The sequence below is a fragment of the Boseongicola sp. genome (genome assembly GCF_057460485.1).
In genome coordinates, this window is record NZ_JBVCWP010000089.1 from 1 (window position 1) to 13692 (window position 13692).

At 55.9% G+C, this 13692-nt stretch carries 13 protein-coding genes; 4 read left to right on the forward strand and 9 right to left on the reverse strand.

Translation table 11 applies throughout. The features are described 5' to 3' along the window. The 6 genes from AC221Y_RS11800 to AC221Y_RS11825 all read right to left on the reverse strand — a co-directional run. On the reverse strand, positions 1-413 hold a 413-nt coding region (locus tag AC221Y_RS11800), incomplete at its 3' end, for a hypothetical protein (RefSeq protein ID WP_486707375.1). Between the two features lie 274 nt (positions 414-687). After that, positions 688-1980 (reverse strand): xylose isomerase, encoded by a 1293-nt coding sequence (xylA, locus tag AC221Y_RS11805; protein ID WP_486707376.1) that lies wholly within the window; start codon positions 1978-1980, stop codon positions 688-690. Continuing rightward, entirely contained in the window at positions 1977-3416 is a 1440-nt protein-coding gene (gene xylB / locus AC221Y_RS11810) for a xylulokinase (protein WP_299748913.1), read from the reverse strand. Before xylB ends, xylA begins: the two co-directional genes overlap by 4 nt. Further along, positions 3417-4175, reverse strand: coding sequence for an ATP-binding cassette domain-containing protein (locus AC221Y_RS11815; protein WP_299748915.1), 759 nt, complete (start codon positions 4173-4175; stop codon positions 3417-3419). It lies immediately after the preceding gene. Between the two features lie 11 nt (positions 4176-4186). Then, a complete protein-coding gene (locus AC221Y_RS11820; RefSeq protein WP_299748918.1) occupies positions 4187-5515 on the reverse strand; it encodes a sugar ABC transporter permease in 1329 nt (442 codons plus the stop codon). A gap of 154 nt (positions 5516-5669) precedes the next feature. Next, positions 5670-6695 (reverse strand): substrate-binding domain-containing protein, encoded by a 1026-nt coding sequence (locus AC221Y_RS11825; protein ID WP_299748921.1) that lies wholly within the window; start codon positions 6693-6695, stop codon positions 5670-5672. Between the two features lie 214 nt (positions 6696-6909). On the opposite strand from AC221Y_RS11825, the gene AC221Y_RS11830 reads away from it, so the two are divergent. Further along, positions 6910-8178, forward strand: coding sequence for an ROK family protein (locus AC221Y_RS11830; protein WP_299748924.1), 1269 nt, complete (start codon positions 6910-6912; stop codon positions 8176-8178). Continuing rightward, on the forward strand, positions 8175-9713 hold the full coding sequence (locus AC221Y_RS11835; RefSeq protein WP_299748927.1) for a CRTAC1 family protein: 1539 nt from the start codon (positions 8175-8177) through the stop codon (positions 9711-9713). Before AC221Y_RS11830 ends, AC221Y_RS11835 begins: the two co-directional genes overlap by 4 nt. Here the strand turns inward: AC221Y_RS11835 and AC221Y_RS11840 are convergent. Both AC221Y_RS11840 and AC221Y_RS11845 read right to left on the reverse strand, forming a co-directional pair. Next, a complete protein-coding gene (locus tag AC221Y_RS11840; RefSeq protein ID WP_486707377.1) occupies positions 9710-11035 on the reverse strand; it encodes a cytochrome-c peroxidase in 1326 nt (441 codons plus the stop codon). The two genes, AC221Y_RS11835 and AC221Y_RS11840, sit on opposite strands and share 4 nt — an antisense overlap. 183 nt (positions 11036-11218) lie before the next feature. Beyond that, entirely contained in the window at positions 11219-11527 is a 309-nt protein-coding gene (locus tag AC221Y_RS11845; RefSeq protein ID WP_299748929.1) for a DUF4389 domain-containing protein, read from the reverse strand. A gap of 286 nt (positions 11528-11813) precedes the next feature. On the opposite strand from AC221Y_RS11845, the gene AC221Y_RS11850 reads away from it, so the two are divergent. Both AC221Y_RS11850 and AC221Y_RS11855 read left to right on the forward strand, forming a co-directional pair. Beyond that, positions 11814-12062 carry a ParB N-terminal domain-containing protein gene (locus AC221Y_RS11850; protein ID WP_299748932.1) on the forward strand — a complete coding sequence of 83 codons (249 nt, stop codon included), beginning with the start codon at positions 11814-11816 and terminating at the stop codon, positions 12060-12062. 95 nt (positions 12063-12157) lie between these two features. After that, positions 12158-13069, forward strand: a complete 912-nt coding sequence (locus tag AC221Y_RS11855; protein WP_486707378.1) for a sterol desaturase family protein — start codon at positions 12158-12160, stop codon at positions 13067-13069. 69 nt (positions 13070-13138) lie between these two features. On the opposite strand, the gene AC221Y_RS11860 is transcribed toward AC221Y_RS11855, so the two are convergent. Beyond that, positions 13139-13692 (reverse strand): Rossmann-fold NAD(P)-binding domain-containing protein (locus tag AC221Y_RS11860; RefSeq protein ID WP_486707379.1); only part of this gene is annotated, 554 nt, incomplete at its 5' end.

A 13692-nucleotide genomic window follows, 5' to 3' on the forward strand; every position in this document is an offset into this window, starting at 1 on the left:
TCAGGCTGCAGCCCCATTCCTTTGATCCCAAGCTGTTGGACCACAACGCCGCTGCCCGGACCGACCTTGCGGGTGCTCGCAATCGAAAACGGCGCGGCCAAACTTACGTCGGAAATTTCTTCGATCCTCGGATCAAGCGCATAAACGTGGGCGCCGCGATCTCTCTTTGGTCGGCCCGACCCCATGGTCGCAAAGTAGATCAGTCCATCTGAAGCCTTTTGCAGGAAAGTGTGGACTTTGTAGTGGCTCTCGCCGTTCCGCCAATTGCCGGCGGCCGTAGAAACCAACTTCAGATCCCCCAAAAGCCGTATCCGGTCTGTACCCGGATCCAGCGCGAATATTGCAACATTTCCCGCAACCTCATCATGGTTAGAAACGGCAATATAAACCGTGCCATCGTCCCCTTGCCCCATGCCCGACCATACCGGGGGGAAGCGCAAAACCGGGCAGCAAAGGCCCGACCGCTTGCGTCTCGTCTACCGTGAAATGGATGAGGCGTGCGCTTGGCTCGCCCGAAGCCGCGAGAAATGCGACCTACAACAACCCCAATGGCCCAGACGCCCGATTAACACGCTTACTGACGCCCTAGAAAGCCCACACAATTGCCCGAAAAACCCAAGCAAAGGGCTCAAGTGAACCCCTCCAGCTAAATCCCCCTACGATCCTTTTCTTTCGTGGTCTAACGGCTCAAGTAAACCGGCTCACATAGTTCTCCAACCGTTCCTGTCGTCCGGACTTCGGCCCCGGCGGAACGGCTTGCCCGCGTACCTCACTGTGGATGCTCCCCAAGTCACGTGATGCTAAATCATTGCCGTGCCAACCAGCATAACGCGCGCTCCGTGCGTTTTCGAGACCACCGTCTTCCAACATTGCATGAGCCGCCTTGAAACCACGCGCGCACACATCCATCGCGCCAACATGCGACAGGATCAGATCTTCAGGATCAAGCGACTGGCGCCGCAACTTCGCATCAAAGTTCGTTCCACCTGTCGTGAACCCACCGGCACGCAAAACCTCGTAGTATGCCAGCGCAACCTCACGCGGATTATCAGGGAACTGATCCGTATCCCATCCCGACTGATAGTCATTGCGGTTCATGTCAATCGACCCGAAGATCCCCAAAGCCGACGCCATCGCAAGCTCGTGCTCAAAACTGTGCCCCGCCAAAATCGCATGCCCCTGCTCAAGGTTAACCTGAACTTCCTTTTCCAGCCCGTACTCTTTCAGGAACCCATAAACCGTGGCCACATCGTAATCGTATTGATGCTTTGTCGGCTCCTGCGGCTTTGGTTCAATCAATATTGCGCCCTTAAAACCGATCTTGTGCTTGTATTCGACGACACGGCTTAGAAACGCGCCAGCCTGCGCCCGCTCTTGCGCCAAATCCGTATTCAGCAGCGTCTCATATCCCTCACGACCGCCCCAAAGGACATAATTTTCGCCGCCCAGCGCCTTGGTCGCATCCATGCAGGATTTTACCGTCGCCGCCGAATAGGCATAGATCTCCGGATCCGGGTTCGTCGCCGCCCCAGACATGAAGCGCCTGTTTGAAAACAGGTTCGCCGTCCCCCAAAGAAGCTTTACCCCCGTCGCCTCCATTTTCGCCGCGAAGATGTCCGTGATCTCTTTCAGCCGGTCTTCACTTTCCGCAAAATTCGAACCCTCTGGGCGCACATCAGCATCGTGAAAACAAAAATAGGGTGTGCCGAGTATCTCGAACATCTCGAACGCGACGTCCGCCTTTAACCGCGCGCCCGCCATGTCATCGGAAAACCAGGGTCGCTCGAAAGTTTGCCCACCAAAAGGGTCCCCTCCGGGCCAGGCAAACGAATGCCAGTAAGCCACGGAAAATCGAAGATGATCCTCCATCCGCTTGCCCGCGACCATTTCATCGGCGTCGTAGTGATGAAAACAAAACTCATCGTCTGTCTCCAAATCCGCAAATTTTAGCTTCGAAATACCTTTGAAAAAGTCAGTCATGTCAGTCCCCTAATCGCATCTCGGGCCTCGGTATAGGCACGGTGGCCAGCATCAAACGCCTCAGTGAAGGCTGTATCAGGCTCAATCGTCCGCGCTATTTTTGGTTGGCCGGCAATTTCTGCGCCGGCTCCGGTTGCCGCCATCATGCCCAGCCTTGCAGCCCCAAACGCACCGCCGAAGTCGCGCGCAATTGGCAAATCGATTGGCCTATCAAGCGCTGTCGCTATCGCAGACAGCCAATACGCAGAATTACTCCCACCACCGACGGCAAGCAGCTGTTCGATTTGGGTTCCTGTTGCAGCCAATGCGTCCCGGCAATCGCGAAATGCAAATGCAACGCCCTCAAGGACAGCTCGCGTGGCCGCTTCGGTGTCAGTCGAATGCTCAAGCCCGATAAAGGCGCCACGAATGGCCGCGTCATTCAGGGGCGTGCGTTCACCGCCAAGGTAGGGCAGGAACCGGGTTTTCCCCGGAGGTTTCAGCGCCCCAAGCCCGCTTGTCAGATCAGCGCTCGATTTTCCGGTCAGGCCCGCAAACCAATTCAGCGCATCTGTGGCAGCAAGGATTACACCCATCTGATGCCATGTATCCGGCAATGCGTGACAGAATGTATGCACAGCCGTCGCCGGGTCAGGCTGATATCGGTCGTTGGCCGCGAACAAGACCCCAGATGTGCCGAGCGAGACAAACGCCTGCCCAGCCTTCACGACCCCAACACCAATTGCGGATGCGGCATTATCTCCACCGCCGCCTGCAACGACGACACCTTTTGGCAGCCCCCATCGCATCGCCAGTTCATCACGCAGTGTGCCAGACACCTGAGACCCTTCGACAAGGCGTGGCATGTGATCGCGCGACATTTCAGTCGCCGCAAGCAATGCGTCAGACCAATCACGCTTTCCTGTATCCAACCAGCTCGTCCCGGCCGCATCCGACATCTCAGCCACATGCTCGCCCGTCAGCCAAAGTCGCAGATAGTCCTTAGGCAATAGAACCTTCCGCATTTTTGCAAAAATTGAGGCTTCGTGCTCCCTCACCCAATCAACTTTGGGGGCCGTGAAGCCCGGGAACACAATATTCCCAGTGATGGCCCTAAACTGAGGATCGCTGTCAAGCCGGGCAGCTTCGATATGGCTGCGGGTGTCATTCCACAAAATACAGGGTCGCAACACCTGATCAGCACCATCCAACAACGTCGCGCCGTGCATGTGGCCCGATAGCCCGATGCCTCTAACCGCGCCAAGCCTGCCCCCTTCAGCGAGTGCCCCCAATACAGCTTCGCAGGCCCCAAGCCAGTCGGAAGGGGCCTGTTCGCTCCAGCCGCTATGGAGACGAGATGTATTCAGCGGCGCGCTTGCTTCAGCCAGGATCTCCTGATCATCGTCAATCAGGATCCCCTTCAGGCCAGAGGTTCCCAGATCTAGTCCGACGTACATTTAGGCAGCCTTTGCTGACGGCTTCCCAAGAATGATCATGCCAAGGATTTCCTCGTCAGTGACCTCGTCGACGTTGACGGTGCCAACCAATTTGCCGTTCTTCATAACTGACGCACGATCGCAAAGTTTCATCACATTGTGAATGTCATGCTCGATCAGGAAAATACCAAGCCCCTGCTTTTTCAGCTCTTCAATCAGCTCGGCCACCATTTGCGTCTCCTGTGGACCAAGTGCCGCCGTAGGCTCGTCCATGATCAAGATTTTGGCATTGAAATAAACCGCTCGAGCAATCGCAACTGATTGCCGTTGCCCACCAGAAAGCGCGGAGACCGGCACATTGAACTTTTGAAAGTTCGGATTGAGGCGATGCATGATCTTACGGGTCTCGGCCTCCATCTTGGACTCGTCCACGAACCCCATTGAATTGACCAGTTCACGCCCAAGAAACAGGTTTGATGCCGCATCAAGGTTATCGGCTAACGCGAGGGTCTGATAGATCGTCTCGATGTTTTGTGCACGTGCGTCTCGCGGGTTTTTAATCTCAACCTTTTCGCCGTTGATAAAAACTTCGCCAGCATCGGCCTGATAGGCGCCTGAAAGGCACTTGATCAGGGTCGATTTTCCAGCCCCGTTGTGGCCCAGAAGGCCCACAACTTCACCGGCATGTAGATCGACGGTTACGTGGTCCACGGCTTTGATGCCGCCGAAAGAGATCGAAAAATTGCGCATTTCGACCAAAGGTGTTCCTGTATTGCTCATGGTGTTCCCCTTCACTTCGATTTGCTGCGATAAAGATTGTCGAGGTAGACGGCAAAAACCAGAACCATACCTACAACGATCTGCTGGATTGCAGTGTCAAACCCAATCAAGACCATGCCGGACTGCAAACTCTGCATCACCAGCGCGCCAAGAATGGCTCCGTAGATCGTTCCAACCCCGCCCGCCAACGACGTGCCGCCAATGACCGCTGCCGCAATCACATAAAGCTCGTCTAGCAGACCGAGTGCATTGGTTGCGGAATTCAGTCGCGCTGAGGCAACGACACCGGCCAGGCCGGCCAGCATCCCCATCAGTGCGAAAATCTTAAGGACCATCCAGCGGGTGTTGATCCCGGCCAGTGCTGCCGCCTCGGGATTGCCCCCGATGGCAAAAACGTAGCGCCCAAACCGCGTACGCGTCATCAGGATTGTCATCAGGATACCAACGACGATCAAGATCAATACCGGAATTGCAAAGCCGTGGCTGATGAACATGCCCTCTGCCGGAACTTCGATGTTATTCTTTGCCGCATATTGCTTGATGATGCCTCTCGGCCAGGGATAAGCGTTCACCAAAAGAACCGCGCCGAGGATCACGCCACACCCAAGCGCCCCAAGAAACGTTTCAGCCCACATTGGCCGCAGCTTGAAATCATGGTGGCGTCGGTTTTTTCGACCTGAGTAAAGCAACCACATCACACCCGCACACGCGAGAATTCCAACGATCCAGCTGCCTGTCGCTCCGATGGCTCCGTAGGGTCCGCCACCAAGAAGGGCGAAGGTCGGATCAACCGGGGATATCGTCTTACCACCAGCCGCCAAAAATGCGCTGCCGCGCCAGATCAGCAAACCACCAAGCGTGACGATAAAGGCCGGGATGCCGCGATAGGCAATCAACCAGCCGTGAAACGCTCCGATACAGGCCCCCAGCGTCATCCCAACAATCACTGTGACAATCCAGATTGCGCCGTGACCAAGGCCTAAGTACTGAGGCAGAATTTCGACCTGCAAAATCCCCATAACCATCGCCGTCACACCGACAAGCGCGCCGACCGACAGATCAATGTTCCGCGTCACAATCACAAGAACCATGCCAGTCGCCATAATCCCAATAGAAGATGTCTGGACTGACAAATTCCACAAGTTTCGCGGTGTCAGAAAGAACCCCTCCCCATTCACAAGGACTCCATAAAAATGAAACCCAAACCAGATCAGCATCAGCGCACCGATCATGCCAAGAAGGCGGGTGTCAATTTCAGTGCCGCGCAGGAATCGGGCGATCGGACTTAGGTTCTGATCTTCGCTAGGGGTGTCGGAGGTGGTGGGCGGTGCGTCAGCCATAATCTATCCAGCCTGAGTTGTTGATTGTGTGGGGCTTGGCGCTGTGAAGAGCCGGAAGCCAAAGGAAACCTTGGTTCGTGCTGCAACAAGCAACTAAGTGATCAGAAAATCTCCGGCGTCAGCGCGATTGCTGACGCCGGAAATCGTCAAGCGATTATTCGCAAGCAGCAACGCCTGCTATTGCGCCTGCACATGCCGCCTCTTTCGAGATGTGGCCCGCATCGATTGCAACATTCAGTGTTTCGCGTGTGATTGGTGTCGGTGAAAGCAGGATAGCGTTCATTTCAACGCCGTTTGCTCCACCATCAAAAATCGACGCGCCTTCGATTGCACCCATGTCGGTACCTGCCGCAAGGGCCGCTGCGATTTCACCGGCTGCTTTACCCAGTTGACGCGCATCTTTCCAAACCGAAACGGTTTGCGTTCCACGCGCAACACGGTTGATCGCGGCATGGTCGCCATCTTGGCCACCCACTGGGATCACAAGACCCTGCGCCGCCAAAGCAGCCACAACACCACCAGCCATGCCGTCATTTTCAGACAGTACAGCATCAACGTTGTTGTTGTTTGCAGTCAGGATTTGCTCCATGTTTTTCTGAGCATTTTCTGGCTTCCAACCGTCGGAGAATGCTTCGCCAACGATTTTGATTTTGCCAGATGCAACGTCGTCACCGATGACTTCCATCATGCCTTCCAGCAGGAATGCTGCGTTTGGATCACCAGGATCGCCTTTGATGATCGCGTAATTACCGCCACCCTGAACGCCAACCACGGTTTCAGCGATGATGCTGCCCACGCCTTTGTTGTCAAATGTCAGGTAAAATGTGCGCGCATCTTCGATCAGACGGTCATAGCCAATAACCGGGATGCCTTCGTTTGCAGCTTTTTCGATTGCTGGGCCGATGGCGTCTTTGTCCCAAGCGTTGATGATAAGTGCATCAGCGCCTTGTGTGATCAGCGCTTCGATGTCTGTCAGCTGCTTTGCTGAAGACGACTGCGCGTCAGCCGAAATATATGTATCACCTGCGGCTTCGATCGCTGCGACCATAGCCGCTTCGTCGATTTTCCAGCGCTCTTCCTGAAAGCTGGCCCAGGAAACACCGATTTTTTTGCCCTCAGCGATGGCCGCTGAAGAAAATCCAGTGGCGGCGATAATCGCCAACAGAATTGCATTACGCATATTGTATCCTCCCAAATTTTTTTACCCCAACGCGGGGTGCTCGGCGGTATCCGCCGGAACAGTGGGATTTTGACACATTAAATTCATCTGTCAAATTTAATTTTGCCTTTGAGACAAAAAATGGCTAGTTTTTTGTCGATCTGGGGTTAGCATGCACGAATGGACTCCGAAAAGGCAACCAATTGGATCCAATTTAATTCAGAAGGTAAATTAATTGACTTTGGTTGAAAACTTAGACGCCAACCAGGCAGAATCGCTGGGATGTGGCCCGCTTCGCCCGCCGGGTGGAGTGAATGTCCGTTCGTTGCGTCAACAGATATTTGAATACGTGCGCGCCACAGGGCTAATTGCCCGCGTAGATGTGGCTAAAGACCTTGCAATAAGCCCCGGATCAGTAACCGCATTGACCGCCGAACTGATAGGCGAAGGGTTCATTCAGGAATCCACTGCCCCCCGACGCGACGCCGACAGCAGCCGGGGACGCCCGCCCGTCGCACTTGGTGTGCGCCCAGAGGCCGGGTACGTTGCCGGGATCAAGCTCTCCGATCAGGCCCATGCTGCCGTCATATTGGATTTTGCAGGCAACCGCGTTGCAGATGCGGTCATGCCCAGAAAAATCGTGCATCAAAGCTTCGCCCAAACCGTAGATGCCTCAGAAGCAGTGTTGATGAATGCACTGGAGCGATCCGGGCTAAGCCTGACTGATCTGAATTACGTAGGCCTTGGCATGCCCGGCGTGGTCGATAACGAAACCGGTATCGTCCTGTGGTCACCGCTTGTGTCAGAAAGAGACTTTCCAATGCAGGCCGCCCTTCAGGAACGCATCGGCCGACCAGTTGCAATTGATAACGACGCCAATTTGGTGACACTCGCCGAAATGTGGTTCGGCGCGGGCCGGGCCCTTTCTGACTTCGTGGTTGTTACTATTGAACACGGCATCGGTATGGGGCTGGTTCTGAACCACCGCCTCTATCGCGGCTCACAGGGGCTGGGAACGGAAATCGGCCATACCAAAGTGCAGTTGGACGGCGCGCTGTGCCGTTGCGGGCAACGCGGCTGCCTGGAGGCTTACGTGGCTGACTACGCGTTGGTACGCGAGGCTTCGACCGCGCTGAATTGGGATCGCCAGCGCGCGACTGAACCGCATATTATACTGGAAAGCCTTTATGATCATGCAAAGGCCGGAAATATCGCGGCGCAAACGATCTTTCACCGCGCAGGGCGCTATCTGGCGCTGGGTCTGGCCAATATAGTGAACCTGTTTGACCCCTCGCTCATCTTGCTGTCTGGCGAGAGGATGCAATACGACTACCTATATGCTGAAGAGGTATTGAACGAAATGGCAAATCTGACTCTGCTGTCAGGGCGCAAACCGCCAAAAGTCGAGATCCACGCCTGGGGCGATTTGCTATGGGCGCAAGGGGCCGCCGCGTTGGCGCTACAAGTCGCGACGGATGTCGCGATGGCCAGAAGCGGCGGATGATACGGAGCCTGGCAATATTGGCGGCGGCGTTTCCGATGCTGTTGAACGCCGGCGAACCGCGCTTCCTTGATCAGTCCGCCACTCTGCCCGGCACACATATTTATGGCGGCGACTGGGAGTTTTATGTCGGTGGCGGCACGGCGGTTTTCGATTGCAATGGCGACGACCGTCCCGATATTTTCGCGGCTGGTGGTCAGAACCCGGCATCACTGTGGGTCAATCAGATCGGACTTGACGGGTGGGCATTTTCACGCGGTCCGATCGAACCGATTACGGGCGTTAGCGGGGCCTACCCCTTGGACGTAGACGGCGACGGGATCATCGATCTCATGCTGCTGCGCGTCGGCGAAAACCGACTGTTGCGTGGGACGGGCGATTGCCGGTTTGAAGACTTCGACAGCGCGCTTGAATTCACCTCAGATAACCGCTGGTCCACCGCGTTTTCGGCCACTTGGGAGGGCGCCAACCAACTGCCCACCATGGCCATCGGCAACTATGTCGACCGATCTGATCCCGAGGGACCGTTTGAAGCCTGTGACGAGAATCAGCTCTACCGCCCCAATGGCAAAACCTACATGCCCGCCAAGCTCCTAACGCCCGGTTATTGCGCCCTGTCGATGCTATTTTCGGATTGGCAAGGTTCAGGTCAGGCCGGTCTGCGTGTCTCCAATGACCGCCACTATTACGTGCGCGGCGGCTCAGAACAGATGTGGGATATCGAACAGCTTCGCCTGCTCGGTCCAGAAGATGGCTGGACCCTCATCTCAATCTGGGGAATGGGCATAGCCAGTCAGGACATCACAGGCGATCGACGTCCTGACGTCGTGCTGACATCTATGGGCGATCAATTGATGCAGATCGCCACACCGGATGGGTATCAGGCCGCGCCGTTTGGCATTGGGACCTATGCGCATCGCCCGTTCATTGGTGATGATGGACGCCCGTCAACGGGATGGCACGCTGAATTCGGTGACGTCGACAACGACGGGCTGGCAGATTTATTCATCGCCAAAGGCAATGTCGATCAAATGCCGGGAAGTGCGATGAAAGACCCCAACAACCTGCTGATGCAATCCGCTGATGGCACCTTTCGGGAAGTAGCCGATGTGGCAGGCGTTGCAACCCTGGAACGCTCGCGCGGCGCCGCGCTGGCTGATTTTGATCGCGATGGACTACTTGACCTGGTGGTCGTGAACCGCCGAGCACCAATAGAACTTTACCGCAATGTCAGCGCTGCGACTGGTAATTGGGTGGGTGTGACACTGCACCAGAAGGCGGTGAATGGATTTGCAATCGGCAGCTGGATCGAATTGCGAAAGACCAATGAAACGATTGTAGTGAAAGAACTCACGATCGGCGGTGGTCATGCGGGCGGACAACTCGGGCCAGTACATTTCGGTTTGGGAAAAGCCGACGCGGCAGAAATTCGTGTAATCTGGCCCGATGGTGTAGCGTCCGATTGGGTGGATATCCCCGGCAATCAGTATCTGGATGTATGGCGCGACGGCACCAAATTGTCGCTCAGCGACAACTAGCGATCAATTGATAGCCCGCTTGGCACCGATTGAGGAATACCCAGACGACCCGCCACCGCCACCCCATCCGTCAGGTTTTGCAAGAACGCCAATATCTTCGCCAGATCCACATCTGACAGCGAAACAGGCTGCGTTGTAACGGCCTGCGAGATGGCCGCAACTTCGATTGGATCATCCAGTGCAATCCAATCGGCAGCCCCAGCGAGGTCGATCAAGTCAACCTGAGCACGGTCATAGTCTTCAAGCGCGCGTGCAGGCGCGACGTGCGACGCCAAAAACGCAACCAGACTTGCATAGGCACCATCGTGACCATACGGCCCCGTCGCCGTTACGTTCCTCAGACTTGGGGTGCGAAATGCGTATGCATCCTCTGCGCGCCCGGTGACCCGCCTACGCCCCTCGTCACTTGCGCCAGCTTCAAATCTTGCCGCCTTGCCGGGACCGATTTGCGGCACGCCCATTGCGTGAAAATCGTGATCCGTCTGGAATGGCCCGGAGTGACATGTGGAACAGCCACCGTCGCCATAAAACAGCATCATCCCGTCCAGCGCATCCCCATTCAATGGCTCTTCGCCGCGCAAGTGCTGATCAAACCTACTGTCATCAGAACGCCATTCAAACGCAACGAACGCCGCTATGGCGTTAGAAATATCTGTAAATGCAATCTCACGCCCCGCAGCAATCTCGGGGTAAACCGAGCCAAAATTTTCATCGTAGGCTGGAATATCCGAAACCCGTTTCGCGATGATATCCCATGCCCCACCCGGTCCAGTGATGATGCCACGGCGCACCGCTTTGGAGACATCATTTTCACTATAGTGCCCAGCCATTTCGTCGCCGCTCAGCACCGGAAACATGGTTTGCGCAGACAACACCGATGCGAACCCCGTCATCATATCTTCGTCCAGCGGCGTGCGCAGGCCAGAAGGGCGGGTTGCATCAACTTCAATCCGGCCATCGTGAAACAGGGTGGTAAACTCGCGCGCGCCCAAATTGAATAATGCCGGCGCGTTACGGGGAATGCGCTGTTCGGGCATGTTTGACGGATCAGGTTTGCGATCCGGGCCCAGACCAATACCACCCTCACCCAAAGCGAGCGCCACGCCATCGCCGGTGGCGAAGCGCGGATGATGACAGGTCGCGCAGGATATATTGCGGTTACCCGACAGGACCGGATCCCAAAACAAGAGCTGGCCGAGTTTTGCTTCTGCCATGTTGATGGGGGAATAGTCATCATCGCGGACGGGCTGCGGAATTTCCCCAAGAGCAGGTAACGCAAACAGCAATGCAAAGGCGACACTAAAGAATTTCAGTTTTCCCATGCAGCTGTTATTGTGCGAACTCGCTCCCCCATACAAACGGAAAATCGCGGCCTTGGGTTCTACGATGCACGCTTTCAAAGATTGATCTGCTCCCGGTCAGTATGCAAATCCAACAGTCCAGCGTTCATGTCGCCTCACTGCAGAACCCACACAGCCGTCACCGCGCATCAAGCACAACCTAAATCAGTCGAGCTCTGTCCAGGGCCATGGCTTCACCTGACTTGCGGCGGTTTGGAACCGCGCGGCCTTGGCAATCCAGATACCAAGGTCGGTGCCAAACTCGGCAATCCGCTCGTTTGGCTCTTTGTTGTTAATCAACATGACCACGAACTGCACCACCGTCATAAATCCAAGCACAGTCTGCGCAATTGAAATCATGATGGCAATTATGATCATATAGACCAGTCGCAGGAACAAGTTGTCCTCTTCCTTCGGCTCAATCTGCTCGCCGCTCAAACGGCCCTCGATTTTATCGTCGTCTGAATTCGCCATATCGCACCTTCGTCCTGATGTTGGCCCAAGCATAGAACCTTTCCGTGGCAAAGGTCGACACCCCTGCAGGGCACAATCGTTCATCTCTCTTAACGGACGCACCATATCTCGTCGTCCGACCGCCGCACACCACACCGTGCACCGACGCGAAACCGACGCGCCAATTCACCACAAAACCTCTGGATTTCATGCGTTAACCCTTGCGTTTTCGTGGCGAAGCACCCCCCGCAACCGCACGTTGCTAAAATTCATTACACCGTCGTAACTTCATGCTAGCGTTCCGTCTATGTTGAAGAAAGAATCCCTCGCGATCGACGCCATCCACGTACCTGTAAAGCGTGCAAAAACCCTCGACCCCGAAAAGGTCGAGACCATCGCCAACGACATCCTTGAGAACGGTCAGATGACTGCAATTCGGGTCAGAAAAGACGGCGAACGCTTCGTCCTGATCGAAGGGTATCACCGTCTCGAAGCCCTGCGCGCCCTGGGCGAAGACACCGTAGACGCCTACATCGTCCACGCCCGCCTGCACTGATACAAGCCAACGATATGAGCAGCGCCCAAACAGACGAACACGGACAAGCACGGGACCGGCGCGGTGAATGGCGCCCCAAAAAACCTGCCGGCTTCATGCCGTTGCTTGACTGGCCGCAAAGGCCCGCCGCCGTTGCCAAATGGTTCTTCGGCGTTCCCGGCTTCTTCGCGCCTTGGTACGCCGTCTACGTGGCTCTGACCTGCCTCGCCTATTTCGTGTTCACTCCAGAATTAACGCGGATGGAGACGCTCGCGCTGGAGTGGGTACTTCTGATATTGCTGCGAAATATCGCCCTGATAACGATCTTCACCGGCGGCTTACACCTTTGGCTTTACCGGGTCCGCGGGCAGGGGCGAAAGACCAAGTACAACGGCAACTGGATGGCCAAAAACGACCGCCGCTTCCTGTTCCACAACCAGGTCTTCGACAACGTAGTCTGGAGCATGATCGGCACGCTTGTCTGGTCGCTCTATGAAATCGGCCTCTGGTGGGGCTACGCCAACGGCGTTCTGCCCTACAGCGCCAACCCGGTCTGGTTCGTGCTGTGGATGATCCTTATGCCATTCTGGCGGAACTTCCATTTTTACTGGATCCACCGCCTGATCCACTGGCCACCGCTTTACCGGACCATCCATTATCTGCATCACAAGAACGTCAACGTCGGACCCTGGTCAGGGATGGCGATGCATCCAATCGAACACATCCTTTATTTCAGCTGCATGCTGATCCATCTTGTCGTGCCGTCTCACCCGCTGCACATGATGTTCAACGGCCTCACCACAGCACTTGGCCCCGGTGTCAGCCATTCCGGTTTTGACGAGCTTGTCTTCGGGGATGAGACTGCCCTGAAGAAAGAAAAGCTGATGCACTATCTCCACCACCGTTACCACACGGTCAACTTCGGCGAGAGCGCGGTCCCGCTGGACAAATGGTTCGGCAGTTTCCACGATGGCACCCCAGAAGCCGACTCGCACTTCCGCACCCGCAGAAGCCGCGACCGCGCGTAGAGCAACTCCGTCGTTTGGAATGCGCTGGCCGCCTTCAAAGACGGCCAGCCCCTGACCCGGGACTAAGGCCTAGACTCCCAAACACCAACGCATGATTGCCTTTTGCGCATGAAGCCGATTCTCGGCTTCATCGAAGATCACGGAATGTGGGCCATCCATCACGGCACTTGTGACTTCATCGTCGCGATGCGCGGGCAAGCAATGCATGAACAACGCATCGCTTTTGGCGTGCGACATCAGCGCTTCGTTGACCTGGTAGGGACGCAATTGGTTATGCCGGCGTTCTTTTGTGGTCTGACTGTCATGCATCGACACCCAAGTGTCCGTCACAACCAGATCGGCGCCGGCCACCGCCGCGACCGGGTCGCGCACGATTTCAACACTCACACCTTGCGAGCGTGCTAGCGCGAGGAATTCAGGCTCCGGATCAAGCGTCGGCGGCCCGGTAAACGTCAGATCAAACCCAAACTGCCCAGCCGCGTGGGCAAGGCTTGCGCTCACGTTGTTGCCATCTCCGACCCAAGTGACTTTCCGACCCTTTATCGGCCCGCGATGTTCTTCAAATGTAAGGACATCCGCCATGATCTGGCACGGATGGGTACGGTTCGTTAAACCGTTGATAA

Excerpts from the sequence above, each read along its gene's own strand:
- AC221Y_RS11855 (WP_486707378.1), top strand. The coding sequence starts at position 12,158 with ATGCCGTTGCTTGACTGGCCGCAAAGGCCCGCCGCCGTTGCCAAATGG.
- xylA (WP_486707376.1), bottom strand. The coding sequence starts at position 1,980 with ATGACTGACTTTTTCAAAGGTATTTCGAAGCTAAAATTTGCGGATTTG.
- xylB (WP_299748913.1), bottom strand. The coding sequence starts at position 3,416 with ATGTACGTCGGACTAGATCTGGGAACCTCTGGCCTGAAGGGGATCCTG.
- AC221Y_RS11825 (WP_299748921.1), bottom strand. The coding sequence starts at position 6,695 with ATGCGTAATGCAATTCTGTTGGCGATTATCGCCGCCACTGGATTTTCT.
- AC221Y_RS11850 (WP_299748932.1), top strand. The coding sequence starts at position 11,814 with ATGTTGAAGAAAGAATCCCTCGCGATCGACGCCATCCACGTACCTGTA.
- AC221Y_RS11835 (WP_299748927.1), top strand. The coding sequence starts at position 8,175 with ATGATACGGAGCCTGGCAATATTGGCGGCGGCGTTTCCGATGCTGTTG.
- AC221Y_RS11845 (WP_299748929.1), bottom strand. The coding sequence starts at position 11,527 with ATGGCGAATTCAGACGACGATAAAATCGAGGGCCGTTTGAGCGGCGAG.
- AC221Y_RS11820 (WP_299748918.1), bottom strand. The coding sequence starts at position 5,515 with ATGGCTGACGCACCGCCCACCACCTCCGACACCCCTAGCGAAGATCAG.
- AC221Y_RS11815 (WP_299748915.1), bottom strand. The coding sequence starts at position 4,175 with ATGAGCAATACAGGAACACCTTTGGTCGAAATGCGCAATTTTTCGATC.
- AC221Y_RS11840 (WP_486707377.1), bottom strand. The coding sequence starts at position 11,035 with ATGGGAAAACTGAAATTCTTTAGTGTCGCCTTTGCATTGCTGTTTGCG.